The sequence below is a fragment of the Kiloniella spongiae genome, assembly GCF_001026905.1.
Taxonomy (GTDB): Bacteria; Pseudomonadota; Alphaproteobacteria; order Kiloniellales; family Kiloniellaceae; genus Kiloniella; species Kiloniella spongiae.
This window is the reverse complement of record NZ_LAQL01000002.1, coordinates 155,350-180,001: the sequence shown is the minus strand read 5'-3', so window position 1 is coordinate 180,001 and position 24,652 is coordinate 155,350. Positions and strand designations below refer to the sequence as shown.

At 46.7% G+C, this 24,652-nt stretch carries 26 protein-coding genes and 1 other RNA gene; 24 read left to right on the top strand and 3 right to left on the bottom strand.

Features of this window, described 5'->3' with window-relative positions:
* Window positions 1–45 precede the first annotated feature (45 nt).
* The 5 genes from WH96_RS00825 to WH96_RS00810 all read left to right on the top strand — a co-directional run bounded on the left by WH96_RS00825 (window position 46) and on the right by WH96_RS00810 (window position 2,429).
* Window positions 46–270, top strand: coding sequence for a hypothetical protein (locus tag WH96_RS00825; protein ID WP_047762246.1), 225 nt, complete (start codon window positions 46–48; stop codon window positions 268–270).
* Between the two features lie 4 nt (window positions 271–274).
* Window positions 275–616 carry a cell division protein ZapA gene (locus tag WH96_RS00820; RefSeq protein ID WP_047762245.1) on the top strand — a complete coding sequence of 114 codons (342 nt, stop codon included), beginning with the start codon at window positions 275–277 and terminating at the stop codon, window positions 614–616.
* 9 nt (window positions 617–625) lie between these two features.
* Window positions 626–782, top strand: a non-coding RNA gene (ssrS, locus tag WH96_RS21675) — 6S RNA.
* Between the two features lie 61 nt (window positions 783–843).
* The gene (locus WH96_RS00815; protein WP_047762244.1) at window positions 844–1,434 is read left to right on the top strand and encodes a 5-formyltetrahydrofolate cyclo-ligase; all 591 of its coding nucleotides are present in this window, start codon (window positions 844–846) and stop codon (window positions 1,432–1,434) included.
* 173 nt (window positions 1,435–1,607) lie between these two features.
* Window positions 1,608–2,429: a TIGR00282 family metallophosphoesterase gene (locus WH96_RS00810; RefSeq protein ID WP_047762243.1), complete on the top strand. Its 822-nt coding sequence runs from the start codon at window positions 1,608–1,610 to the stop codon at window positions 2,427–2,429.
* Between the two features lie 11 nt (window positions 2,430–2,440).
* On the opposite strand, the gene WH96_RS00805 is transcribed toward WH96_RS00810, so the two are convergent.
* Complete coding sequence (locus tag WH96_RS00805; protein WP_047762242.1) at window positions 2,441–2,734, bottom strand: hypothetical protein; 294 nt, start codon at window positions 2,732–2,734, stop codon at window positions 2,441–2,443.
* Between the two features lie 250 nt (window positions 2,735–2,984).
* Between WH96_RS00805 and WH96_RS00800 the strand changes: the two genes are divergently transcribed.
* The 16 genes from WH96_RS00800 to glmM all read left to right on the top strand — a co-directional run bounded on the left by WH96_RS00800 (window position 2,985) and on the right by glmM (window position 18,398).
* Window positions 2,985–3,737 carry a YebC/PmpR family DNA-binding transcriptional regulator gene (locus WH96_RS00800; RefSeq protein WP_047762241.1) on the top strand — a complete coding sequence of 251 codons (753 nt, stop codon included), beginning with the start codon at window positions 2,985–2,987 and terminating at the stop codon, window positions 3,735–3,737.
* A 28-nt stretch (window positions 3,738–3,765) separates the two neighbouring features.
* Entirely contained in the window at window positions 3,766–4,353 is a 588-nt protein-coding gene (gene ruvC, locus WH96_RS00795; protein ID WP_053005515.1) for a crossover junction endodeoxyribonuclease RuvC, read from the top strand.
* Window positions 4,350–4,976 (top strand): Holliday junction branch migration protein RuvA, encoded by a 627-nt coding sequence (gene ruvA, locus WH96_RS00790; RefSeq protein ID WP_047762239.1) that lies wholly within the window; start codon window positions 4,350–4,352, stop codon window positions 4,974–4,976. Before ruvC ends, ruvA begins: the two co-directional genes overlap by 4 nt.
* On the top strand, window positions 4,973–6,049 hold the full coding sequence (gene ruvB, locus WH96_RS00785) for a Holliday junction branch migration DNA helicase RuvB (RefSeq protein ID WP_047762238.1): 1,077 nt from the start codon (window positions 4,973–4,975) through the stop codon (window positions 6,047–6,049). Before ruvA ends, ruvB begins: the two co-directional genes overlap by 4 nt.
* 12 nt (window positions 6,050–6,061) lie before the next feature.
* On the top strand, window positions 6,062–6,508 hold the full coding sequence (gene ybgC, locus WH96_RS00780; protein WP_047762237.1) for a tol-pal system-associated acyl-CoA thioesterase: 447 nt from the start codon (window positions 6,062–6,064) through the stop codon (window positions 6,506–6,508).
* A 58-nt stretch (window positions 6,509–6,566) separates the two neighbouring features.
* Complete coding sequence (gene tolQ / locus WH96_RS00775) at window positions 6,567–7,337, top strand: protein TolQ (protein WP_047762236.1); 771 nt, start codon at window positions 6,567–6,569, stop codon at window positions 7,335–7,337.
* Between the two features lies 1 nt (window position 7,338).
* Window positions 7,339–7,794: a protein TolR gene (tolR, locus tag WH96_RS00770; protein ID WP_047762235.1), complete on the top strand. Its 456-nt coding sequence runs from the start codon at window positions 7,339–7,341 to the stop codon at window positions 7,792–7,794.
* Between the two features lie 11 nt (window positions 7,795–7,805).
* Entirely contained in the window at window positions 7,806–8,774 is a 969-nt protein-coding gene (locus WH96_RS22275; protein WP_053005513.1) for a hypothetical protein, read from the top strand.
* Between the two features lie 169 nt (window positions 8,775–8,943).
* Window positions 8,944–9,120, top strand: coding sequence for a hypothetical protein (locus WH96_RS21820; RefSeq protein WP_156176645.1), 177 nt, complete (start codon window positions 8,944–8,946; stop codon window positions 9,118–9,120).
* A gap of 47 nt (window positions 9,121–9,167) precedes the next feature.
* Window positions 9,168–10,505 carry a Tol-Pal system beta propeller repeat protein TolB gene (tolB, locus tag WH96_RS00755; RefSeq protein WP_218044995.1) on the top strand — a complete coding sequence of 446 codons (1,338 nt, stop codon included), beginning with the start codon at window positions 9,168–9,170 and terminating at the stop codon, window positions 10,503–10,505.
* 164 nt (window positions 10,506–10,669) lie between these two features.
* The gene (gene pal / locus WH96_RS00750; protein ID WP_047762232.1) at window positions 10,670–11,191 is read left to right on the top strand and encodes a peptidoglycan-associated lipoprotein Pal; all 522 of its coding nucleotides are present in this window, start codon (window positions 10,670–10,672) and stop codon (window positions 11,189–11,191) included.
* 166 nt (window positions 11,192–11,357) lie between these two features.
* A complete protein-coding gene (gene ybgF / locus WH96_RS00745; protein WP_053005511.1) occupies window positions 11,358–12,407 on the top strand; it encodes a tol-pal system protein YbgF in 1,050 nt (349 codons plus the stop codon).
* Between the two features lie 25 nt (window positions 12,408–12,432).
* Window positions 12,433–13,806, top strand: a complete 1,374-nt coding sequence (gene tilS, locus WH96_RS00740; RefSeq protein WP_047762231.1) for a tRNA lysidine(34) synthetase TilS — start codon at window positions 12,433–12,435, stop codon at window positions 13,804–13,806.
* Window positions 13,807–13,895: 89 nt separating this feature from the next.
* Window positions 13,896–15,836, top strand: a complete 1,941-nt coding sequence (gene ftsH, locus WH96_RS00735; protein ID WP_047762230.1) for an ATP-dependent zinc metalloprotease FtsH — start codon at window positions 13,896–13,898, stop codon at window positions 15,834–15,836.
* An 89-nt stretch (window positions 15,837–15,925) separates the two neighbouring features.
* Entirely contained in the window at window positions 15,926–16,999 is a 1,074-nt protein-coding gene (gene folP / locus WH96_RS00730) for a dihydropteroate synthase (RefSeq protein ID WP_047762229.1), read from the top strand.
* A 43-nt stretch (window positions 17,000–17,042) separates the two neighbouring features.
* Window positions 17,043–18,398, top strand: coding sequence for a phosphoglucosamine mutase (gene glmM / locus WH96_RS00725; RefSeq protein ID WP_047762228.1), 1,356 nt, complete (start codon window positions 17,043–17,045; stop codon window positions 18,396–18,398).
* A gap of 56 nt (window positions 18,399–18,454) precedes the next feature.
* Here the strand turns inward: glmM and ehuR are convergent, their stop codons facing one another.
* On the bottom strand, window positions 18,455–19,849 hold the full coding sequence (ehuR, locus tag WH96_RS00720) for a MocR-like ectoine utilization transcription factor EhuR (protein ID WP_047762227.1): 1,395 nt from the start codon (window positions 19,847–19,849) through the stop codon (window positions 18,455–18,457).
* Window positions 19,850–20,006: 157 nt separating this feature from the next.
* Here ehuR and WH96_RS00715 point away from each other — a divergent pair, with 157 nt between their 5' ends.
* From WH96_RS00715 to WH96_RS00705, 3 genes are read left to right on the top strand one after another with little or no spacing between them, the layout of a single operon-like run.
* On the top strand, window positions 20,007–21,365 hold the full coding sequence (locus tag WH96_RS00715) for a pyridoxal phosphate-dependent decarboxylase family protein (RefSeq protein ID WP_047762226.1): 1,359 nt from the start codon (window positions 20,007–20,009) through the stop codon (window positions 21,363–21,365).
* Between the two features lie 16 nt (window positions 21,366–21,381).
* Window positions 21,382–22,164, top strand: a complete 783-nt coding sequence (locus WH96_RS00710; protein ID WP_204248086.1) for a PhzF family phenazine biosynthesis protein — start codon at window positions 21,382–21,384, stop codon at window positions 22,162–22,164.
* Window positions 22,165–22,197: 33 nt separating this feature from the next.
* Window positions 22,198–22,656 (top strand): GNAT family N-acetyltransferase, encoded by a 459-nt coding sequence (locus WH96_RS00705; RefSeq protein ID WP_047762225.1) that lies wholly within the window; start codon window positions 22,198–22,200, stop codon window positions 22,654–22,656.
* A 3-nt stretch (window positions 22,657–22,659) separates the two neighbouring features.
* Here WH96_RS00705 and WH96_RS00700 read toward each other — a convergent pair whose 3' ends face one another.
* The gene (locus tag WH96_RS00700; RefSeq protein WP_047762224.1) at window positions 22,660–24,438 is read right to left on the bottom strand and encodes an SLC13 family permease; all 1,779 of its coding nucleotides are present in this window, start codon (window positions 24,436–24,438) and stop codon (window positions 22,660–22,662) included.
* Between the last annotated feature and the right edge of the window lie 214 nt (window positions 24,439–24,652).

Below are 24,652 nucleotides of genomic sequence, written 5' to 3'. Positions count from 1 at the left end.
TTACTGATCTGGGGATAAAATTTCAGCAAATGGCTGTTTCTTGATATGACGAGATTACTGAAAGCTGTGGAGCGTCTTGCCCTTGCAGTGGATACAATTGAGAAAAACATTGAAGCAACATCAAACGAATCCGATGGAGCGCTTCAAGAGTTGCAAAAAAATCTCGATCAGAGTTTGAAAGAGAATGCCGAGCTTCAAAATACGAAACAGGAAGTTGGTGATCGCTTGGATAAAGTGATCGGGCAGCTTTCAGCCTCACTGGAGAACTAAGAGTATGGCGCAAGTAACTCTGAATGTGAACGGACGCCGCTATTCAGTTGGTTGTCAGGATGGACAGGAAGATCACCTTTTAGGTTTGGGCAAGTATATCAATCAAAAGATTGATGAGCTTAAAGGGTCAATGGGACAGGTAAGTGAAGCTCATTTAATGCTTATGGCAAGTTTACTTCTTGCGGATGAGTTGCACGAAGCCTATATCCAAATCGATGATGGTAAATCCGGAAACGGCAAAAAAGATATCGCTGCTGACGAAGTTGAAGCAGAGAAAGTCGCAAGCGCGCTGGAAAGTTGTGCGGATCGCTTGGAATCTATTGCCGCCCGATTGGAAAATCAGTAAAAGATCTCACTGGTGCTGCGGGGCGCGTTAGGCTGGTAAAATCCCTGGGGCCAATAATCTTCTTTAGGGAGCTGTCCCTGTCGGGATCGTGGTCTCGGCATATGGCGCCCACCTGCTTATGCAGGCCGCAAGAGGACTTTGAGCCGACGGTTACCGCGGCACCACGTTTTCCTCTCTGGTTTATTGAGCCCTAATCGGGGTGAATAGATATGGATTTGGAGGGGATAATGAATACATCGAATATTGATGAGATAGACCAGCGCAAGAAATTGCTTCGTAAAGAAGCCAAGAAGAATCGTGCCGAAGCCTATAAACACAATCCTGACGCTGCTGAGCAACTCTGTAAACGTTTGTTTGAAACGGTTCCTTTGCCTGGTCAGGTTGTTGTTTCTGCCTATTGGCCCTTGGGTGATGAACTTGACCCGATGCCTTTGTTACAAACGTTACATCTTAAAGGTTTCAAGCCTGTACTGCCTGTTATGCTCGGGACTGGAAAACCATTGATCTTTCGAAGCTGGGCACCGGATGATACCCTTGATGATGCCGGTTTTGGCACCAAAGAGCCGGGGGGTGACAAGGAAGAACTGGAACCTGATGTTCTTTTTGTTCCGCTCCTTGCTTTTGATCGCGCAGGCTACCGCCTCGGCTATGGCGGGGGTTTTTATGATCGGACACTGGATAAACTACGGGTTAAAAAATCGGTCATAGCGATTGGTATTGCCTATGCAGGACAGGAAATGCCAGCTGTTATTCGTGGGCCTTATGATCAGCCGTTGGATTATATTGTAACTGAACAGGAAGTCATTGATCTCTCTTGATTCAAGCTCTCATTAATCCCTTTGTTTTAAATCTGGTTTTTAAGCCGTGATGTTATCGAGAATGGGTCTCGTCCGGGTAAACTCTTTGCCAATCTGCTCTGCACAGGGTAGTAGGACGATGTATTGAAAGAAGGCTGCTTTTCCATAGTGGCCCCATTTATGAAGAGACTGTTATGAGATTATTATTCTGTGGTGATGTTGTCGGGCGTTCCGGTCGAGATGCAATTGCTGCGCACCTGCCAGGGCTTCGCCGGGACTTGAAGCTGGATTTCGTGATTGTTAATGGCGAGAATGCGGCATCGGGTTTTGGAATCACAGAAAAAATCTGTAAGCAGTTTTTTGATAATGGTGCGGATGTTGTCTCTGGCGGTAATCACAGTTGGGATCAGCGGGATTGCATGGTTTATATCAACAACGAAAATCGTCTGTTGCGTCCTTTGAATTATCCGGAAGGTGCACCAGGTCGTGGGGCTGCACTCTATGAAGTGCAGGGTGGACGCAAGATCATGGTGATGAATGCCATGGGGCGGGTCTTTATGGATCCGCTGGATGATCCTTTTGCCGCGATCTTCAAAATACTGGATCGTTATAAAATGGGGCAGCAAGGGCTTTCTGCTGTCGTGGTTGATTTTCACGGGGAAGCGACCAGCGAGAAAATGGCTATGGGACATTTCCTGGATGGCAAGGTTAGCCTTGTTGTTGGTACTCATACTCACGTACCAACCGCTGATCATACAGTATTACCGAATGGAACAGCCTATCAGAGCGATGTCGGTATGACCGGAGATTATGATTCGGTTATTGGCATGAAAAAAGAAGTGCCCGTGGCCCGCTTCACAAAAAAGCTGCCGACAGAACGAATGAGCCCAGCGGTTGGCGAGGCGACTTTGTGCGCGTTGTACATAGAGACCGATGATGCCACAGGCTTGGCTACTCGGGTAGAGCCTGTTCGTGTCGGTGGGCGATTATCCCAGACTATTCCACAGATTGATTAACGTTTTTTGCGTTAAGAGTGTTTAGCGATTTTTTCTGATAAAGTTTTAAAGCGGCCAACCTCGTCAATCATCATGCTGGTTTGTTGAAGCGTATCTTTGGCGATAGACGTTGCCTGTGACGTGGCTTCTAATCCTTGATTCGATGAAGGTTTCGCTGTTTCGATAAGTGTACTCAAGGCGTCCAGATTTGAATAGAACGCGTAGTCCTCTGTCAGATCAGCAGCTTGTTCTGCAAGCTTTGAAAACTCTTTTGCGTCAAGTTGATTGTCCTCGGGGAAATCGAGGATATGAAACTTCTCTGCCATGATGTGTACCCGATCCAGATATCACGTTCTTCTGTTGACGATAGTCTATTCTAGGCATTTTAACTTAAACTTTAGTTAATGATTTTGGCAAAATTTTCCAAATTTCAAGATGATAAAATCGGCTGATCATTTGGTGTGAGTGTGATTGAAAAAAGAAAACAATTCTATTAGGGCTTCTTCTGCCCGCGAAATCCTGCTAGAAGGCAATTAAAAATACTGTTTAATAATACGAGAGCTAGGAATTCTGCTCATGGCAGGCCATTCACAATTTAAGAACATTATGCACCGTAAAGGTGCTCAGGATAAAAAACGTGCGAAAATCTTTGCACGCCACACACGCGAAATTATGGTTGCAGCCCGTTCTGGACTACCGGATCCAGAACAAAACTCGACCTTACGTAATGCTATTATGGCTGCACGTGCTGCAAACATGCCGAAAGACAATATTGATCGCGCTGTTAAACGTGTTGCTGGTGGGGAAGATGTCGCGAATTACGAAGATGTTCGTTACGAAGGTTATGGTCCGGCTGGCGTAGCTGTGATTGTTGATGCATCAACGGATAACCGTAACAGAACAGCATCGGAAGTTCGAACAGCCTTTTCCAAGCTTGGTGGCAATTTGGGGGAAACAGGAAGCGTTTCTTTCATGTTTGACCGTGTTGGGTCATTGACCTATCCGGCCTCAGTTGCTGATGCTGATACGATGTTCGAGGCCGCAGTTGAAGCGGGCGCAGATAACGTCGAGAGCACGGATGATGATCACGAAATTATTTGTGATCCCGGTGATTTTGCGGATGTTCGTGATGCTTTGATTGAAAAATTTGGTCCGCCAACAGAACTTGGTTTGCAGTGGAAACCACAAAATACCATCAGCTTGAATGAAGATCAGGCCTCAACAATGTTGAAGTTGATCGATACGCTTGATGATAACGACGATGTTCAGAACGTGAGTGCGAATTTTGAAATCGACGATGAAATTATGGCCAAGCTTACGGCTGGTTAAGTTCTAAAGGAGGCCGGGTCCTGGAATAATGCGGATCATTGGAATCGATCCCGGCCTTCGTTTTACCGGGTGGGGAATCATCGAATCAGAAGGCAGTCGGCTGCACCATATCGCTAACGGTGTTGTGAAAACGCTTTCGACGAACGAATTACCCAAACGTCTTGTGGAAATCCACGACGGTATTCAAACTGTTCTTGCTGATTATCAACCCGACGAAGCGGCTGTCGAAATAACGCTGGCTAATAAAAACCCAAGTTCAACGCTCAAGCTTGGGATGGCGCGTGGCATTGCTCTTATTACCCCGGCATTGGTTGGCCTGCCCGTTGGTGAATACCTGCCGATGATTGTTAAAAAATCAGTGGTTGGGACTGGTCACGCAACGAAAGATCAGGTTCAGATGATGGTTGAACGCCTGTTACCGGGGTGTAAAATTACCTCTTCAGATGCAGCGGATGCCTTGGCTATTGCAATCTGTCATGCTCATAATGTTACAACAGGCAGAAAATGGGCAGAAGGAACAGAAGATCCAATCAGTGCTGCTTTGAAAAAAGCAGGCATAGAAGATCCAAGAACAGTGAAGAAGACAGGCAAAGCGTGGGGGAAGAAATTTAGATGATCGGAAAGCTGACCGGAAAGGTTGATTCCACTGGGGATGACTGGGTTATGCTCGATGTCGGTGGCGTTGGATATATTGTTTTTTGTTCCAGCCGCACGCTCTCTGTTCTTCCCGGCGAAGGTGAAGTAACGAGCCTGTTGATCGAAACTCATGTCAGAGAAGATCATATTCACCTGTTTGGCTTTGCAACGGCGGCTGAAAAAGAATGGTATCTCTTGCTTGGAACAGTTCAGGGGGTCGGTGCAAAAGTTGGCCTTGCGATCCTGTCGGCCATATCGCCTGATGAACTTTCAGTTGCCATTGCTGCTCAGGATAAAACCACGTTGACCCGGGCGAATGGTGTCGGACCCAAGCTGGCTATCCGTATTATGAATGAGCTCAAAGACAAGATTGCCAAGCTTTCGCTGGGGACATCAGGTGAGATTGTTGATAGCTCTGCGGCTGCGGGAAAACCTGCGACAACGCCGATGGCAATCTCAGAAGATGCTATTTCTGCGCTGGTTAATCTAGGATATCGACGATCTGAAGCCTATAGTGCCGTTGCCAAAATATCTAGTGAGCAAGGGGCTGATACGCCGCTTGAAGAACTTATTCGTGGCGGTCTTGCGGAGTTAATGCGGTGAGTGACGATAGATTAGTATCCAATGAGTTTTCCGAAGGTGACGGTGCAGAAAAATCGCTACGTCCTTTAAGCCTTGGGGAATTTATAGGACAGCGCCAGTTACGCGAAAATCTACATATTTTTATTGAGGCCACGAAACAGCGTGGTGATGCACTGGATCATGTGTTGTTCTTTGGACCTCCAGGTCTTGGGAAAACGACACTGGCTCAGGTTGTCGCCCGTGAACTCGGCGTTGGTTTTCGGGCAACATCGGGCCCTGTTATTGCCAAGGCCGGTGATTTAGCCGCGATTTTAACGAACCTGCAGCCATACGATGTTCTTTTTATTGATGAAATTCATCGCCTTTCACCTGTGGTCGAAGAGATTCTCTATCCGGCGATGGAAGATTTTAAGCTTGATCTGATTATTGGTGAAGGGCCAGCCGCAAGATCGGTACAGATCGATCTGCCGCCCTTTACCTTAATCGGTGCGACCACACGTTCAGGGTTGATTTCAACGCCTTTACGAGAAAGATTTGGAATTCCGCTAAGGCTTCAGTTTTATGAGCCAGAGGAACTACAGCAAATTGTGGCTCGTGGGGCCAAAATTCTTGAAGCACCGATGAGTGACGATGGCGCTTATGAAATCGCGCGCCGGGCAAGGGGAACACCAAGAGTATCTGGCCGGTTGTTACGTCGAGTTCGAGATTTTGCTGCTGTCGCGGGGGTTGAATTGATCGAAGCCGCTGATGCCGATGTCGCCTTGCGCCGTCTGGATGTTGATGAGAAGGGCCTTGATGCCATGGACCGTCGATACCTGCGTGTTATCGCGGAAAATTATGGCGGTGGTCCGGTCGGGGCCGAAACTCTTGCGGCTGCTTTATCCGAACAACGGGATGTCATCGAAGATGTCATTGAGCCTTATTTGATTCAACAAGGCTTTTTACAGCGAACGCCCCGTGGCCGGTTGCTCAGTTCAACGGGGTATAAATATTTAGGTTTGAATGAACCCGTTGAGATTAAAGCAAGAAGGTCGTCACAAATGGATCTTCTCTCTGGTGCTGGAGCGTCAGATGGTAGTAGTGAAACCGGGTGATCAGAGGGTGAGATGAAACAAATTTGTGACCTTCCCCTTACCGGGGTCTTTGAAAAGGGCAATCATTACTATCCCGTTCGTGTTTATTATGAAGACACTGATAATGCTAAAATTGTCTATCACGCCAATTACTTGAAGTTTGCCGAGCGAGCGCGGACCGAGATTTTGAGGCTCCTTGATTTTGAACAGACAGATCTAAGTAGGCGTTTTGGCCTTTTTTTTGCCGTAAAAGATTGCTTTCTTAAGTTCGCGCAGCCAGCGTATCTTGATGATTTGTTGGTTGTTCAGTCCAGAATTACCCAAATGAAGGGTGCAAGCTTTTCGTTTGAACAGATTATTTATCGGGACGATGTTCCATTGGTTCACTGCGATATTCGTATTGCTTGTGTGAATGAAAAGGGGGGACCCGCAAGGATCCCATCAGAAATAAGTCAGACTTTAAGTAAGTTCGGGGTGTAAGCCTGGAACGTAAGTTTGGGGAATGAGTTTAGGGTGCTAAAAGGAGCTGTCAAAGCGGATGGCAAATGAAGTTGTAGAAACAGTCGAGACAGTTGGTCTTGGTGGAGAAGTTGTTGATTCTGTCGCATTGAGTGGGGCGTCAGCCGTCCACGATCTCAGTGTATGGGGATTATTTCTTCAAGCCGATCTGATTGTAAAAATCGTTATCTTTATTCTCATTATTGCCTCGATCTGGTCTTGGGCAATCATGATTGATAAAATCGTGAAATTGCGCAGCTTGCGCCGCCGTGCGGATCAGTTTGACGAAGCCTTCTGGTCTGGTGGATCTTTGGATGATCTGTATGACCGCATTGAAAAACGGCCTTCTGATCCTGTTTCCAGTATCTTTATTTCTGCTATGCGTGAATGGCGCCGTGCCAGTAGCCGTGGCAATGGTAGTCGTAGTGATCATGCCCGTGTCAGTTTGCAACAACGTATTGATCGAGTGATGGATATCAGCCTTAACCGAGAGATGGATATTCTGGAAAGAGGCATGGTGTTCTTGGCTTCTGTCGGATCTTCCGCCCCTTTCATCGGTCTTTTCGGGACGGTATGGGGAATTATGAACGCTTTTACCTCTATTGCTGCTTCTAAAAACACAAGTCTTGCGGTTGTTGCCCCAGGGATTGCAGAAGCTCTTTTTGCAACAGCTCTTGGTCTTGTCGCTGCTATTCCGGCTGTGCTTGCCTATAACAAACTATCCAGTGATATCGGTCGTTATGGTGCGCGACTTGAAGTTTTTGCCGGTGAATTCAGCGCGATTCTCTCTCGTCAGTTAGAGGAGCACTAGAATGGCAGCACCGACACTTGGTGGTGGGGCATCCAAAGGCAGCGGCCGCTGGAAACGTTCCAGCCGCAAACCGATGAGTGATATCAACGTAACGCCTTTTGTGGATGTTATGCTTGTGCTTCTGATTGTCTTTATGGTCACAGCACCTCTGTTGACTGTCGGTGTGCCTGTTGATCTGCCAAAAGCGCAAGCCAAAACGCTGAATGCTTCTGAAGAACCTCTGGTTATTTCTGTAAACGCCACAGGTGAGCTTTTTCTACAAGAAACGAAGGTTACAGAAGAACAGCTGGTTCCTCGTCTGAATGCAATTACAGAGAATAAACCGGATACGCGGGTTTATGTGCGTGGCGATAAAGCTATCGATTACGGGCGGGTCATGCAGGTGATGAGCCTTGTTAACAGTGCGGGTTATGACAGGGTCGCTTTGATTGCTGAATTACCCAAAGAAAAGAAGTAGTCGCTAAGAATATGCGTACAGGCATTGCTGTTTCTTTATTAATGCACATGGCGTTGTTGGCGTTTGTAATTTTTGGATTACCACGCTTTAACAAGCCTTTTCTTGCTGAGCAGGTCGTGCCTGTTGAGTTTGTCGTACTTGCAGAGCTTGATCTGGAAAAACCGCCGGCACCGGAACAGGATATTCCTGAACCTGAGCCAGAAGAACTTCCCAAACCAGAACCCAAACCAGAACCAGAACCTCAACCAGAGCCAACTCCTGAGCCGGAACCACAGCCAGAACCTGAACCCATTCCTGAATCAGAGCCTCAGCCCCAGCCAGAACCGATCCCTGAGCCCGAACCTGCTCCTGAACCAATTCCGGAACCGGAACCAGTTCCCGAGCCTGAACCTTTAAAGGTCGAAGCACCGGAACCGGAGATTATCGAAAATATTGAGCCTGAACCTGAAGAGGTGAAAAAGGTTGTGCCGCCTAAGCCAAAGGCGCGACCAAAGCCACCTAAGCGCCCTGAGCCTAAACCGGAAGTCGTGAAAAAAGAAGAGCCAAAGCCAAAAGTTGATGCGCTTACGTCTATCTTGAAAAATGTGGATAAGCTGAAGTCGGCACAGAAGAAAACGACGACGAAGGGCAAGGCTCCAACAACGCCGACCCGACAACGGGCTTCTGCAGCGCAGATCAATGATATTCAACGATCGCTCCAGCAACAGATGAAACGTTGCTGGCGTGTCGATGCGGGTGCATTGCAAGCTGACGAAATGATCGTCGAAATTTCTATGCAAATGCGTCAAGATGGCAGTATTAACAGTGTAAAAATTGTTGATCAGAACAGATTTAACAAAGACGCTTATTTTAGAACCGCTGCTGAAAATGCAAGGCGTGCTGTAATAAGTTGTGCACCCTATAAACTTCCAACCGATCTGTATAGCGATTGGCAAACGTTAAATTTGAAATTTGATCCGTCAAAGATGTTTGGACAATGATCTCGAAGTTTCATGCAGATCTAGCTTGCCATATTTTTTCGTAGGAGTTTGTTTGTTTTCACTAAGTTTGACAGTCGCTCAACCAGCTATGTTTATGGAAACTGTTGGTGAATGCTGGAAAACAAATTTTAGCCCTAATTCTTCGTTAGATACTATTGTTGAGTTAACAATGAAGTTGTCTAGGGATGGTCGAATTGAAGAGGTTATCGTTGTTGATCGTGAGAGATTCGATCATGATGATGTCTCTAATTCTGTATCTAGCGAACTGAGTAAAGCACTCGTTGAGTGTGAACCTTACAAATTACCAGTCGAACTTTATGACGATTGGAAAGTGATTAATATTTGATTTGATCCGTCAAAAATGGTCGGGCAATGAACGGGAGAAGAACAGTGATGTTAATAAAGGCAACGCGCGGATTGCTGATTGCCGCGGTCAGTATGTTGGGAATCGCGATTGGCAGTTTTCCTGCTCAGGCTGAAATCAATGTAAATATTACCGAAGGTTTTGTGGAACCTCTACCCGTTGCTGTTGCAGACTTTAATGGCGGACAGCCTGAAGCACAGTTAATTGGTCGTGATATTGCCGAGGTGATTTCAGCTAATCTTGAACGTACAGGTTTGTTTAAACCAATTGACGACAAAGCGTTTATTCAAGACCAGAATTCACTTCAGGTTGGTGTTCGTTTTGGTGACTGGCGTTTGATTAATGCACAAGCTTTGGTGACTGGATCTGCGCAAGTTCAGGGGGATGGTAAAGTCCGTGTTGAATTTCGTTTATGGGATGTTTATGCGGAAAACATGATGACTGGTTTTTCCTATACATCGACACGAACCAACTGGAGACGCATCGCTCACCGGATCTCTGATGCGATTTATAAGCGTTTAACGGGGGAGCAGGGGTATTTTGATACCCGCGTTGTATATGTGTCTGAAACGGGACCTCAGAATCGACGCCAAAGACGTTTGGCGATTATGGATCAGGATGGATTCAATCATAAATTCCTGACGAATGGTAGATTTGATGTATTCACACCGCGTTTTTCACCAACATCGCAAGAGATCACATATTTGTCATTTGAGGGAAATGTTCCAAAGGTAAAGCTTCTGGATCTGCAAACAGGGCGCGAAGAAACCCTTGGGAACTTCAAGGGAATGAGCTTTGCGCCACGATTCTCACCGGATGGCAACTCTGTGGTGATGAGTCTTGCTGATCGTGGAAATACTGAAATCTATACTATGGATCTTCGGACCAGAAAGTTTTCTCGTCTGACAAATCATCCAGCTATTGATACATCGCCTTCTTATTCACCGGATGGATCTAAGGTTGTATTCAACTCTGATCGAGGTGGTAGCCAGCAACTCTATGTGATGGATGTTAACGGTGGCAACGTGAAGAGAATCTCTTTTAATAAAGGACGTTACGCGACACCTGTGTGGTCTCCTCGTGGTGATTTGATCGCCTTCACGCGTCTTTCCGGTAGAAAGTTCTTTATCGGTGTGATGAAGCCGGATGGATCAGGAGAACGTATGTTGGCTGAAGGTTATCATGCTGAAGGTCCAACGTGGTCCCCTAATGGGCGAGTTCTGTCCTATTACAAACAGGGTAAGTCCGATAGTCGCGGTAAGGTGAAAAGCAAAGTTTATACAGTAGATCTGTCTGGATATAACGAAAGAGAGGTCGTCACGCCTCTTGATGGAGTTGATCCGGCTTGGTCTCCACTATTGCAATAAGCTGTATGCTTGATAAATAACAGCTATATCGTTATAGTCGGGGACGTTTCCCGATTTAATCGGTGTAACTGGGGGTTTATTGAGTTTCTTCGTTGATCTGTTGTTTCAGATGGGTCACCTAACAATTTTAGTATTCGGGTATTACTCGAGAGGGCGAAAAAATTATGCGCTTTAAGTTGCTCACAATGTTTGCAGCCGCACTGTTCCTAAGTGCTTGTGCCAGCAATTCTGATAACAATGCAGACGGATCTAACGATGGTTCATCTGCAACAACTGGTACAACTGACCAGTCCTCGTCTGTAAGTTCTTCTTCTATTCAGGGGCCACAGCCTGGTACTCTGGAGCACCTCGTTGTTAACGTTGGTGACCGTGTTTTCTATGGTTATGACCAAAGTGACCTTCAAGCTGAAGGTCAGAAAACAACTGAAGCTCTTGCAGTATGGATGAACAGCTATCCAGCTGTGACACTGACTGTTGAAGGTCATGCTGATGAGCGTGGAACACGTGAATACAACTTGGCTCTTGGTGAGCGTCGTGCAAACTCTGTACGTGATTACCTTGTTGCTCTTGGTGTAAATCCAAACCGCGTTCAGGTCGTAAGCTACGGTAAAGAACGTCCAGCAGTTCTCGGTTCTACCGAAGAAGCATGGGCTCAGAACCGTCGTGCAGTCTTCGTTGTAAACTAAGCGCATAGACTGACCTTATTAAAAATCCCGTTTGGTTGTGTAAACCAAGCGGGATTTTTTTGTTAAATTACTGCTTCTGTAGGCTGGTTAATTGGTGTGCCATATTCTCACCAATATAAGGCTATATAAAATCAGGACCTATTACCGTTTAAGGGTGCAAGAAAAAATGTCATTGATGGCTGTAAGTTTGAAAACGCTTCGTTTAGGCGCCGGTGCCGCGTTTGTTGTTATGGCAATGCAAGCAAGTGCTTGGGCGCAAAATTCACAGGTACAGGGGTTGGTTAATAAAATTGATCGCCTACAACGTGAGCTGGTGACGCTACAACAACACGTTTATCAAGGCAAAACGCCATCTGCCGAAGATCTCGCCGCTGTTGGAACCAATACAGGCGGTGCCAATGCTGGACGATTGGAACTTCGTCTTTCCCAAGTCGAAAACCAGATGAGAGGCTTAACCGGACAGTTTGAAGAGGTGAATTTTCGTCTCGATCAGCTTGGTAAAAGACTGGACAAGCTTGTTGCTGATACCGATTTGCGATTGCAGAATTTGGAAAATGGCACTCAAATTGGTGTCCAACCTAGAGCAGGACAGCAGGGAACATCTCTTTCAAGTAATAGAGTGACGCAGGCTCAGCAAACAACAGGACAACCGCCTATATCCGGGCAACCTGGTGTGTTGGGAACGATTCCTGCTGAAGACCTCAATAATTTTAATACACAGCAACAGGCCGCAACGGCACCAAACACGGCTGTTGATAGTACATCACCACAGAGCCTGATTCAGGGTGGGTTACGTTCTGACGAAGTCGCAAGTTATACGCTTCCTGGTGATACGCCAAAGGAACAGTACGACTATGCGTTTGGTTTACTTCGCCAAGCCCGTTATGACGAAGCTGAACAGGCTTTTTCTACATTTGTTGAGAGCCACCCTGAAGATTCTCTTGCAGGTAATGCCACCTATTGGTTGGGTGAGACCCATTATGTCCGTGGTGATTATCAACAAGCTGCAATAACCTTTGCTGATTCTTTCCAACGCTATCCTAATTCTTCGAAAGCACCCGATAATCTTTTGAAGCTTGGTCTTTCCCTGTCTTCTCTGGGTAATACATCTGATGCCTGTGGTACTTTTGGTGAGCTGATCAACCGCTATCCAAATGCAAGTGCGATTGTTAAGCAACGTGCAGGGCAGGAATCTCAGCGTTTGAACTGCCCATAGTCCTGCCATAAGCAAAGGGTTTCCTGTGAGTGACCTGTCGCCTGAAAAGGTGCTTCAACCAAAGCCTGGTAACAAATCTAGACCTATTGCAGAGGAAGAGTTTGCGCAGTTGATGTCTGTGATAGCTCTTCCCCGCAATCCTTTTCGGATCGGTGTTGCGGTATCTGGCGGTGCGGACAGTATGGCACTGTGTTTGTTGCTTAGGGATTGGGTGAAAACAAAGGGCGGCGAACTTTTTGCCGTGACTGTAGACCATGGTCTACGCCCTGAATCCGGTATTGAAGCCCAATGGGTACATGCACGCCTTGTGGCTGAGGGAATTGAACATGACATTCTCACACGCACCTTTGTTGGTGATGACGAGGAAAAAGGAAGCTCACAAGTTCGGGCGCGAAAAGCACGACATGATCTCGTTGCCCAGTGGTGCAAGAGGAGGGAAATTTTCTTTCTTGCCCTTGGGCATCATCTCGATGACCAGATTGAAACTTTTTTAATGCGACTTGTCCGGCAGAGTAGATCTGATGGCTTGGCTGGTATCTCCATGCAACGGCAAGACGGTGCTATGACTCTTATTCGTCCTTTGCTTCGTTTCCCAAAAGAACGTTTGGTGGGAACACTTAGGCATTGTGGCTGGGGCTGGATCGAAGAGCCGAGTAATCAACGGGCAGATTATCTAAGAAACCGGATAAGACAGCAGCTTCCCAGTTTGGATCGGCAAGGAATAAGAAAGAGTAGTTTAGAACGCATTACCCATAGCTTGGGTCGTATTCGCCGCTCACTACAAAAAAGGGCTGATGCGTTTATTGATCAGAGAGTGCGGCTGAATCCAGTCGGATATGCTGAGATTGATTTTCGCGAATCGGAAAAAATTCAAATTGAAATATTCCAACGGGTTCTTCAGCGTACGCTTTTGACGATTGGCGGAGGAAATTATTCTCCTAAAACCAAGAAGCTTGACCGTTTGGTTCAATCGTTGATGAGTCAAAATCTGGTTAAGGTGACACTTGCTGGCTGTGAGATTATAAAAAAAGACGATGTTATCTTTATTGTTCGCGAGAACAGACTGGTACCAAAGCTGTTGTTAACCCCTGGACAGGAATGCCTTTGGGATAATAGATTTTTTGTACAGGTTAATGACGAAATGAATGATGATAGCCTAATGCTACAAACATTAGGTGAAAGAGGTTGGCAGAATCTGTGTGTATTGCATCCGTCAGTGAAAAATGTCGGAGTTTCACGTTTCGTTCGATATAGTCTGCCAGCGGTTTATCTTGGGGATAAAATCATAACCGTTCCCCATTTGGAGTACCTGAATCCGGAGTGGATCGACAAAATTCATATGAAAATGCGATTCGAACCAAAAAATATGCTGATTCAGTTGCCCTTTACGGTTGCTTAGGCGCGTAAGCGCATTATCTTCTAAGAAGAAGTGATTCATTTCGCTGTACCTGTTTTGGTACAGCACAGATTTTTTGGAAGGTCGTTACCTTGAATTTCAGCCGTAATGCAGCCCTATGGATTGTAGTGGCCCTGCTTTTGTTTGCCCTGTTCAATTTGTTTCAGGGGCCGTCGTCTCAAAGCGGACAACAACAGGTAGCTTATTCTGAGTTTCTAACTCAGGTCGAATCTGGACAAGTTACCTCTGTCACTATCCAGGGCCGCGAGATCAAAGGTGTTTCCAGCGATGGTCGTCAGTTCTCCAGCTATGCGCCGGATGATCCCAGATTGGTTGAAAAACTGCAAGATGCGGGCGTCGTCGTGAAGGCTGTTCCATTGGAAGAAGGATCAACTTTGATACAGATTCTGATTTCATGGTTCCCTATGATTCTTTTGATTGGTGTCTGGATTTTCCTTTTCCGTCAAATGCAAGGTAATAGCGGTAAAGCAATGGGTTTTGGTAAGTCCAAGGCGAAATTGCTCACTGAGAAACAAGGTCGTGTAACCTTTGACGATGTAGCCGGTATTGATGAAGCTAAAGAAGAGCTTCAGGAAATCGTTGAGTTCTTGAAGGACCCTCAGAAATTCCAGCGTTTGGGTGGCAAAATTCCAAAAGGCTGTCTGCTTGTTGGTCCTCCTGGTACAGGTAAAACGTTACTGGCACGGGCGATTGCCGGTGAAGCGAATGTTCCTTTCTTTACCATTTCCGGTTCTGATTTTGTTGAAATGTTCGTGGGTGTTGGTGCCAGCCGTGTCCGCGATATGTTTGAACAGGGTAAAAAGAATGCGCCGTGTATTCTGTTCATCGATGAGATTGATGCTGTTGGCCGTCACCGTGGAGCAGGCATGGGCGGCGGTAATGATGAACGCGAACAGACTCTCAACCAGCTACTGGTCGAGATGGATGGTTTTGAATCAAACGAAGGCGTGATTATTATTGCGGCGACAAACCGTCCTGATGTGTTGGATGCTGCCCTGTTGCGTCCAGGACGTTTTGATCGACAGGTAACGGTAACAAATCCTGATATTCTTGGGCGCGAAAAGATCCTTAAGGTTCATCTACGAAAAGTGCCTCTGGCTCCTGATGTTGATGCACGTGTTGTTGCGCGGGGAACACCTGGTTTCTCTGGTGCTGCTTTGGCGAACTTGGTTAATGAAGCAGCCTTGCTTGCTGCGAGATCCGGTAAGCGTGTGGTTACTATGTCTGACTTTGAAGATGCAAAAGACAAGGTCATGATGGGGGCAGAACGTCGGTCCATGGTGATGACGGATGAAGAAAGAGAAATGACTGCCTATCATGAAGCTGGGCATGCTCTTGTCGGAATTCATATCAAAGGCAATGATCCTCTTCACAAGGTGACAATTATTCCTCGTGGTCAGTCGTTGGGTGTTACCATGAACCTGCCAGAGCGGGATCGCCTTGGGTATAAGGTTATGGAGTTGAAAGCGCGCCTTGCTATGATGTTTGGTGGTCGCGAAGCTGAACAACTTATCTATGGCCCTGATAATGTTACCACTGGTGCTGGGAATGATATTCAGCAGGCGACAAATATGGCCCGTGCCATGGTGATGGAATATGGTATGAGCGAAAAGCTAGGCCGCTTGCGCTATGTATCTCGTCAAGATGATCCATTTAGCTATGGCGGTGGAGGCGATAACGGCCTGAATGTTTCAGGTGCTACCCAGAAAATGATTGATGATGAAGTTCGCAGCATTGTAGAGACGGCTGAACAGCAGGCTCGTGATGTGTTGACAAACCACCGTGATCAACTGGAGCTTATTACCAAAGCGTTGTTGGAATACGAATCTTTGTCAGGTGATGACGTTGATCAACTTCTGAAAAATGGCAAGATAGATCGTAGTGATGATAGTAGTTCTGGCCATGGTTCTGATGTGCCACGTGCATCTGTTCCTAAGAGTGGCAAAGTTCATCGCGATGATGAGAAAGGTGACGAGGGCGGTGCAACGCCCGAGCCTCAGCCAGAGAGCTGATCGGTTTCATCTGTTCTTACTAATTAATCAAACCAAGGCCTCGCATTCTGTGAGGCCTTGATGGTTTCACAGATATCCACAGGTATCTCATGTCAGATAAACTCTATATTCGCCCGGTTGGAATATCGCCTAGCCATAACTCAGTTGGCAAGGCTCTACCCTTTATGGGGATTGGAAGCAGCTTTGCTGCTGCCGAGGTTACAATTAGGTCTTCGTCTGGTGATATTCGGGAGCGTCACGTTCTGCCAACTACGGAAATTCTACCGTGGTTGACGGATAATAAGCATGTGAATTTAACCTCTTTGGCATCTGATCTTTTGGCGACTTTAGGGAAATCAAGGCCGTCGTTTGCAGGACTGGATATGTCACGTCCGCATGTCATGGCGGTTATTAACGTAACACCTGATTCTTTCTCTGATGGTGGTGATCGTTATGCCGCACGTACCGCAGTTGAAGATGGTTTGCATATGATTGAGAAGGGCGCAACCATTCTTGATATCGGCGGGGAATCAACCCGTCCGGGTGCCGATCCTGTTACGTTGGACGAAGAACTAAGACGTGTTATTCCGGTTGTTGAGAAACTTACCGAGGCTGGTGCTTTGGTTTCTATCGACACCAGACATGCAAAAGTGATGACCGAGGCTGTTCAGGCGGGCGCAGCCATTATCAATGATGTCACGGCCTTGGAAGGTGACGCAGAAAGCCTTGAGGCCGCTGCAAAGGCAAGAGTGCCTGTTATCTTGATGCATATGCAGGGCACACCCGAAACCATGCAGGCGAACCCTCAATATCAAGATGTCGCACTGGACATATATGACTATTTACAATCGCGCGTTCAGGCTTGCCTGGATGTCGGTATTCCAAAAGATATGATTGCAGTAGATCCGGGTATTGGCTTTGGCAAAACTGTGGATCATAATCTTAGGTTATTAGATACTTTGTCTCTTTTACATGGCATTGGATGTCCAGTCTTGCTTGGTGTAAGTCGAAAGAATTTCATCGGAAAGCTGTCACAAGGCGAAGAACCCAAAGATCGTGTGGCTGGTTCGCTTGCCTGTGCGTTGGCGGGGCTGGATCGTGGAGTGCAGATGTACCGAGTTCACGATGTGGCTGAAACAAGTCAGGCCTTTGCAATTGGGCAGGCAATAAAGCAGGCTGTGTAAAAAACAAAAAATAATATTGTTGGTGTTGGAGTTATAAAAATAGATGAGCCGTAAATACTTTGGAACAGATGGTATCCGTGGCAAGGCCAATGAAGAACCGGTAACAGCAGAAATTGCTCTGGCTGTTGCAAAGGCTGCGGGGGCACACTTCCTTCGCGGTAACCATCGTCATACCGTTGTAATCGGCAAAGATACACGCTTGTCAGGTTATCTTTTGGAGCCTGCCTTAACGGCTGGCTTCATCTCGGTTGGTATGGATGTGGTCCTTCTCGGGCCTGTACCAACACCGGCTGTGGGTATGTTGACCCGTTCCATGCGGGCGGATATGGGCGTGATGATTTCTGCATCACATAATCCCTTTGAAGATAACGGGATTAAGTTGTTTGGCCCGGATGGTTTTAAATTGTCAGATGATGTCGAAGCCAAAATCGAATCACGGCTTCAAGACAATAAATCTATTCCACTTGCTTCCAGTACAAAATTAGGCCGAGCACGACGTCTTGATGATGCATCGGGACGCTATATTGAGTTCGTGAAAAACACCTTCCCGAAAGATTTACGCCTGGATGGAATGAAGGTTGTTATAGACTGTGCCAATGGGGCTGCTTACAAGGTTGCCCCGACAGTTCTTTATGAGCTGGGCGCTGAAGTTATTCCTGTGGCGGTTACACCAGATGGTTTTAATATTAACCGGGATTGTGGCGCGACAGCGACCAGTTTGATGCAGGAAGCTGTTGTTGCACATGGTGCTGATATAGGTATTGCGCTTGATGGAGATGCAGATCGCTTGATCTTGGCTGATGAGCATGGTCAGATCGTGGATGGTGATCAGGTGATGGCTATTATTGCCAAGACACTTCATGCCCGTGAACTTCTCAAAGGTGGCGGGGTTGTTGCTACGGTTATGTCCAATATGGGATTGGAAACTTATCTGAAGGATCTTGGGTTAGAGCTTATTCGTACACCTGTTGGTGATCGCTATGTGGTTCAGACAATGCGTGAACAGGGCTATAACCTAGGCGGTGAGCAATCCGGCCATATGGTGATTAGTGATCATACAACAACCGGGGATGGCTTGATTGCGGCCCTACAGGTATTGGCTGCGGTTATTAGGGCTGATCGTCCGGCCAGTGAGGTTGTTCGCGGTTTTACGCCATTACCACAGTTACTAAAAAACGTTCGGATCACAAGTGGTGTACCGTTGGATGATGTTTTGGGGATGGGCAAGGTACAAGATGCCATAAAGGCAGGAGAAGCTCGGCTTGACGGGACCGGCCGGGTCTTAATCCGGAAATCTGGTACTGAACCTCTAATTCGGGTCATGGCCGAAGGTGAAGATTCTGATCTTGTCAGCACTGTTGTGTCAGAGATTTCTGATACTATCGCTAATATTTCGTGAGTTGCTCTAATATTATGTAACGCCAATGTTTTAGGTAGGTAGTCTTTGTTGCTTACCTAAAACACAGATGTGCCAACATCAGGCCCTTTTTGAAGAATTTCTACAAGAATTTCCAAACCTCTGATTAGTTTCTCTTCTGAATCCGGTTGTCCTAAGCATATTCTTACGGCATGGGGGGGGGCTTTTCGGCCCACAATGAAAGCTTCCGAGGCAGAAATAGTGACACCAGCCCTGTTTGCGGCATGGGTGAATTGACTGGATCTCCATGGTGCTGGTAGGTAGAGCCAGACATAGATCCCCAATGTTTCGCTTTCCATTTCGTAGTCGGCAAAGATCTTTCTGGTTATTTCTACACGGCGACGTGCGCTTTTCTTTCTGCCCTCCAAGATCTTATCGGCAGAGCCACTCATAATCCATCGGGTAGCAATTTCTGCTGTGATAGGCGAAGCCATCCAACATGTGGCACGTACGGCGGCGATCAAACTGGCAATGCTGTGTTGAGGCCCTGTCAGATAGCCAACACGTAAGCCCGGTGCAATGGTTTTTGCTAATGAGCTGATGTAGTAGCAACGTTCTGGTGCCAGATTGGTAATGGGTGGGAGTGCATTTTCCGCGACAAGTCCAAAGACGTCATCTTCAATAATTGATACTCTGTGGCGGCGAGCAATGTCTGCAACGGCTTGCCGTCGATCCATAGGAAGCAGGCGCGTCGTCGGGTTCTGGAAATTGGGGACACAGTATAAAAATTTCACATCACCTGCTTTACAGGATTCTTCAAAGGCCTCTGGCAAAATGCCATGGGCATCCATTTCAAGACCGTCAAGACGCAGACCAAGCATTCTGCATACGGACTGTATACCGGGATAGGTCATCTCTTCACACAGAACACGATCCCCTGGACGTGCCAATGCTGCCATGGTTACAGCTATGGCATGGTGGGCACCCGCTGTGAGAATAACATTATCCGGTTCGACGGTTAAGCCGTTCATATCAAACCATTTGGCCCCGGCTTCACGATGATGGGGCAGTCCGGAGTGAGGTTGATAGCTTAGAAGAGTGGATACTTCTGGGTCTGTAGCGATGCTTTGAAGAGTTGATGTCATCTCTTTTTCTTCAACGTCACCTGGTGGCGGATAGGCAAAATCCATCTGGATCAGGTTGTGATCTTTAAATCTGGTTTGATTTAGCATGTGGCGTTCGGCTGCGGACGGACCATGAACAAAAGTACCGCGGCCGACTTCGCCAAATGTAAGTCCCCGGCGTTCTGCCTCGGCATAGGCGCGGCTGACCGTACCAACCGTGACGCCAAGATGCCATGAAAGATCACGGTGTGTCGGAAGACGATCACCCTGTTGCAGAAAGCCATTTCGAATATCTTCGGAAAGGGCGTCAGCGATTGCCATATAGCGAGGACCTGCCCCGAATTTTACTTTTGGAAGCCAATTTGTCATGGTGACAATGTAATCATTGACCCCCTTATGAATCAAGTTTTAACTGTGACAATCATGTGGATTTAAAGAATTGTTTCTTTTGATTTGAGTGTAATTATTTGATTTCAAGTGCTTAGGTGATAGTTCGCCAGCATGTTCAGGGGAAAAGGTCAGTACAATGTCGAATGAATTGTTACGTGATGCTTATGAGAGAAGCGAAAGATATCTTTCAGGAGTTGATCGCCAAAGGGTCTTTCCTGCAGCCTCTGAGCTTACGGCTCTCACTGGATTTGAAGAACCATTTCCTGAAACAGGTCAGAATGCCCAGGATATCCTGGGACAACTGGACGAGTTAGGGGCGTCCGCGACGGTTGCGTCAGCAGGAAGTCGTTATTTTGGTTTTGTTGTCGGGGGCAGCTTGCCTGTTACAGTCGGCGCGAACTGGATGGCCACAGCTTGGGATCAGGTTGCGTCTTCGTCTGTCACGTCACCAGTTGCAGATAAAATTGAAAAGGTAACATCGCAGTGGCTTTTAGACGTGTTGGATTTGCCGCGACAAGCTGCTGTTGGTTTTGTAACCGGGGCGACAATGGCCACTTTCACAGCTCTGGCAGCGGCGCGTCATAAAATTTTGAAAAAGCAAGGCTGGAATGTTGAAGAAGATGGCCTGTTTGGTGCACCCGAGATCAAAGTCATCGTGAGTGATGAAGTACATGTAACCGTCTTGAAAGCACTGTCCATGCTCGGCCTTGGAAAAAGCAGAGTTATAAAAATTCCAACGGATGCAAATGGAGCGATGGATGTTGGTAAATTGCCCGAATTGAATGATCAAACGATTGTTTGTACGCAGGCAGGGAACGTGAACAGCGGTGCTTTCGATCCCATCAGTGAGATTTGTGACCGTGCACAAGCTGTTGGTGCCTGGGTGCATGTCGATGGTGCGTTTGGCCTTTGGGCGCGATCGTCGTCGTCTAAAGCTTATTTAGCTCAAGGGATGGAGAAGGCTGATTCCTGGGCCACAGATGGGCATAAATGGTTGAATACGCCCTATGACGGTGGGGTGGTCGTGTGCCGCGATGATGAGGCTCTTTATGGTGCAATGTCTGTATCTGCTGCTTATTTAAAAGGTCGAGAGGGGGCATCTCAGAGTTACATTCCGGAGTTTTCCAAACGTGCCCGCGGGATTGATATATGGGCTGCGCTTAAGTTTCTTGGTCGTGATGGTGTCGATGATTTGATTTCTGGATGTTGTGAGTTGGCTGAATATTTTGCCAAAGGATTGGAAGCTTTAGGATTAAACATTTTGAATGATGTTGTTCTTAATCAAATCGTGGTGTCTTGGGATAGTGCTGAGAGAACAGAAGCATTAATTCAAGGCGTTCAACAAGAAGGCACTTGTTGGTTTGGCCCAACGATCTGGAAAGGACACAATGCTTTTAGGCTCTCAGTTTCTTCCTGGAAAATAACACACCAAGATATTGATCTATCATTGAAAGCAATTGAAGATGCCATGAGAAAAATCGAGGCACAAAAATAGAAAAGAAATCCGTGTTATGATGGAAATTCCTTTATACCAAGTCGATGCATTTACCGATGAGGTTTTTAATGGAAACCCGGCAGCAGTATGTCCTTTGGCCGAGTGGCTACCGGATGACTTGCTGTATAAAATCGCTGCAGAAAACAATCTTTCTGAAACGGCCTTTTTTGTGCCGGCACGACAAGGATATCATTTGCGGTGGTTTACCCCAACGACAGAGGTGGATTTGTGCGGTCATGCGACCTTGGCAACAGCCCACGTAATTGCGACAGAGTTGGATAAAGCAGCAAAAGAGATTTTGTTTGAATCTAAAAGTGGCGTGCTAAAGGTGATGTGCGGTGATGGGCGATATACGCTTGATTTCCCGGCTCGGCCGCCTTCACCTTTTGATGGCGTGTGCATGGTTGAGGAGGCTATCGGAGTACGCCCACTGGCAACCTATAAATCAAGCAAACTTATGGCTGTACTTGAGGATGAAGCAAGCGTACTTGCCATTGAACCGGATTTTGACAAGGTTGCGGTGTTGCCAGGGGATGGCTTGATTATTACTTCAACCAGCCGTGATTATGATTATGTTGCCAGATATTTTGGGCCGCATTGCGGTATTCCAGAAGATCCTGTGACGGGGTCTGCACATGTTGTTTGTGCGCCTTATTGGAAAGAACAGTTGGGCAAGACAAAGATGATTGCAAAGCAGGTATCTAAACGAGGGGGTGTGCTTGAACTAGAAGATAGGGGAGATCGAATTCTTTTAACTGGTACGGCAGTGCTTTATCTTAAGGGAAGAATTTATCTATAGTGCATCGAGCGTACACATAAAGAGATGATGACGATGAATATTGAAACAGCGACTTCTTCTGAGGATTTTTCCTCTGCTGTGAAGCTTTTCAAAAATTATGAGAAGTGGGCACAGGCATGCCCCTGTTTTGAAGGATTTGAGAGAGAACTCGATGAAATCGAGAATCGTTATGTTCTTCCTTATGGTCGTTTATGGCTTGTAAAATCGTCTGATGGTGAGGCCGTTGGTGTTGTCGGGGTTCAGTTTAAAGAGGATGAATGCTGCGAGTTGAAACGCCTGTGGATTGAACCATTGGGGCGTGGCCATAATACCGGGCAAGCTTTGATTACGACGGTTCTGCACTTTGCCAAAGACCAGAAGGCACGTACAATTTTACTCGAAACGGTCCGTGGGCAAATGGATCATGCGATCAAGTTGTACGAAAATTTGGGCTTTCGGGAGACTGATTTTAATGAAGACAGTAATGTCCTGAAAATGGCCTATACTCTCTAAATTTTAAAGTGGCCATATCCAGAGAATAAGAGGCACGGACACGACGAGGATGATGATGTCGAGTGGCAGTCCCATACGCCAGTAATCACCAAATTTATATCCACCGGGACCCATAACAAGTAAATTGGATTGATGTCCTATAGGGGTCAGGTAAGTTGATGAACTGCCGATTGCAATTGCAATCAGGAAGGTATCAATATTAACGCCGAGACTATTGGCAATGGAAATACCAATAGGAGCCATAAGAACAGCTGTGGCGGCATTATTCATGACGTCTGATAAAACCATGGTTATGAAAATCAATAATCCCATTATGGCCCAGACGGGAAAATGTTCGCTCAAGGATACAAGTGGGTAAGCGATCATTGCCGTACCGCCGGTTGTTTCCAAGGCCATTCCTACCGGAATCATTGCCGCCAAAAGCACAATAATTGACCAATCCACAGATTCGTAAAGTTCCTTGAGGTTAAGTTCCCCAAGCAAAACCATTGTGCCGACGGCACCGAGAAAAGAAATCTGTGGTGGAAGAATGCCGAAAACCACCAGAAGAATTGCGAGTGCAAAGAGAAGCGGAGCAATAATTGATCCGCGTTTAGGTGTCAAAGAAAGTTCTCTTTCCGCAAGTGGCAAAAGCCCCAGAGATGCTAGTGTTTCTGGCATTTCTTCTCTGATACCCTGGATGAGGAGCACATCCCCCGGCATAAAACGCACCCGCCCAATCCGTTCGTTGACGGGTTGGCCCTGTCTGGCAACGCCAAGGGTATTGATTCCGTGATGTGTGTGTAACTGCATGTTATGTGCCGTCCGGCCTTCAAGCCTTGACCCAGGCGTAACCACAGCTTCCAATATACCAACACGATCAGACTGAAGCTCTTGAGAGCTTTCATCTGCAGAACCAACAAGCTCAAGATTGGCTTCATCAACAACCCGTTGAAGTGTATCAGTATCCGATTCTAGGGTAAGAATGTCTTCAGCTTTCAGGCGCATATAGCCAGATGGGGCCAGCATACGGTCTTCACGGCGAACCAAGGCAACGACAGCGACGTTACCCTGAGCTAATGTTTCCAAATCAACAAGACGATGCCCGACATAAGGAGAATTTTCCGGGATTCGAACTTCGGCGATATAGTCTTCAATCTGGAAAAGGTTTTCATGCTCGCTGTTGTTTACAGCCCGTTTAGGCAACAAACGCCATCCAACAACAGAGATGAAAAGGATACCTGTTAACGCGACACCAAGTCCAACAGGTAAAAAGTCGAACATGGCAAAGTTTTGCCCGGTTTCAGCTTGCCGAAAGCTTGAGATAATAATGTTTGGTGGCGTACCTATAAGAGTAGTAAGACCACCAAGCAATGAGCCAAAACTAAGTGGCATAAGGACTTCGCTTGTGGGTCTTTTGCTATTGTAGGCACTACCAATAGCGATTGGCAGCATCAGGGCAAGCGCGCCTACGTTGTTCATAAATGCAGAGCAAACCGCAACGACAGCGGTCAGGGCCAGAATGTGAAGTGTGGGGTGTCCCGCAGCAGGTTCTAAAAAACGAGTCGCCAACTCAACGATACCTGAGTTACGCAAAGCCTGTGAGATAATCAAAACGGCAGCAACGGTTATAACCGCAGGATGACCAAAACCCTCAAAGGCAGTGTCAGCGGGGACGACACCAAGGATCACTGATCCAATAAGCGCCATCATTGCGACAACATCATATCTTATGCGACCCCATATAAATAAAATTAATGCGAGGCCTATAATGGCAAAAACGATAAATTGATCGGTATTCATTCCCACCCTGCTTTGGCTCACCTAATTTTGCGAAGTCAATTCCTCTAAGTATATAGAAAATATTCTGGAATAGCACTGACTAGAATGCTGTGCTTATGCAAAAATTTCATTTCTGTTAAAATCAGGCAAATAAAAGGGAGCATTTTGCGGTGCAATATGTTTATGATGCGTCCGCGACCTGAAAAAGTCGGTTTGCGACCCTGAATTCAGGGTG

Bases quoted from the DNA above. Each gene is read 5' to 3' on its own strand.
- WH96_RS00705 (WP_047762225.1), top strand. From the start codon at position 22,198: ATGAATATTGAAACAGCGACTTCTTCTGAGGATTTTTCCTCTGCTGTG.
- WH96_RS00825 (WP_047762246.1), top strand. From the start codon at position 46: ATGACGAGATTACTGAAAGCTGTGGAGCGTCTTGCCCTTGCAGTGGAT.
- WH96_RS00805 (WP_047762242.1), bottom strand. From the start codon at position 2,734: ATGGCAGAGAAGTTTCATATCCTCGATTTCCCCGAGGACAATCAACTT.
- WH96_RS00700 (WP_047762224.1), bottom strand. From the start codon at position 24,438: ATGAATACCGATCAATTTATCGTTTTTGCCATTATAGGCCTCGCATTA.
- WH96_RS21820 (WP_156176645.1), top strand. From the start codon at position 8,944: ATGAAGTTGTCTAGGGATGGTCGAATTGAAGAGGTTATCGTTGTTGAT.
- WH96_RS00820 (WP_047762245.1), top strand. From the start codon at position 275: ATGGCGCAAGTAACTCTGAATGTGAACGGACGCCGCTATTCAGTTGGT.
- WH96_RS00810 (WP_047762243.1), top strand. From the start codon at position 1,608: ATGAGATTATTATTCTGTGGTGATGTTGTCGGGCGTTCCGGTCGAGAT.
- ybgC (WP_047762237.1), top strand. From the start codon at position 6,062: ATGAAACAAATTTGTGACCTTCCCCTTACCGGGGTCTTTGAAAAGGGC.
- WH96_RS00710 (WP_204248086.1), top strand. From the start codon at position 21,382: ATGATGGAAATTCCTTTATACCAAGTCGATGCATTTACCGATGAGGTT.
- tolQ (WP_047762236.1), top strand. From the start codon at position 6,567: ATGGCAAATGAAGTTGTAGAAACAGTCGAGACAGTTGGTCTTGGTGGA.
- tolB (WP_218044995.1), top strand. From the start codon at position 9,168: ATGTTAATAAAGGCAACGCGCGGATTGCTGATTGCCGCGGTCAGTATG.
- ruvC (WP_053005515.1), top strand. From the start codon at position 3,766: ATGCGGATCATTGGAATCGATCCCGGCCTTCGTTTTACCGGGTGGGGA.
- WH96_RS22275 (WP_053005513.1), top strand. From the start codon at position 7,806: ATGCGTACAGGCATTGCTGTTTCTTTATTAATGCACATGGCGTTGTTG.
- WH96_RS00715 (WP_047762226.1), top strand. From the start codon at position 20,007: ATGTCGAATGAATTGTTACGTGATGCTTATGAGAGAAGCGAAAGATAT.
- ruvA (WP_047762239.1), top strand. From the start codon at position 4,350: ATGATCGGAAAGCTGACCGGAAAGGTTGATTCCACTGGGGATGACTGG.
- ehuR (WP_047762227.1), bottom strand. From the start codon at position 19,849: ATGACAAATTGGCTTCCAAAAGTAAAATTCGGGGCAGGTCCTCGCTAT.
- tolR (WP_047762235.1), top strand. From the start codon at position 7,339: ATGGCAGCACCGACACTTGGTGGTGGGGCATCCAAAGGCAGCGGCCGC.
- WH96_RS00815 (WP_047762244.1), top strand. From the start codon at position 844: ATGAATACATCGAATATTGATGAGATAGACCAGCGCAAGAAATTGCTT.
- WH96_RS00800 (WP_047762241.1), top strand. From the start codon at position 2,985: ATGGCAGGCCATTCACAATTTAAGAACATTATGCACCGTAAAGGTGCT.
- ybgF (WP_053005511.1), top strand. From the start codon at position 11,358: ATGTCATTGATGGCTGTAAGTTTGAAAACGCTTCGTTTAGGCGCCGGT.
- glmM (WP_047762228.1), top strand. From the start codon at position 17,043: ATGAGCCGTAAATACTTTGGAACAGATGGTATCCGTGGCAAGGCCAAT.
- folP (WP_047762229.1), top strand. From the start codon at position 15,926: ATGTCAGATAAACTCTATATTCGCCCGGTTGGAATATCGCCTAGCCAT.
- pal (WP_047762232.1), top strand. From the start codon at position 10,670: ATGCGCTTTAAGTTGCTCACAATGTTTGCAGCCGCACTGTTCCTAAGT.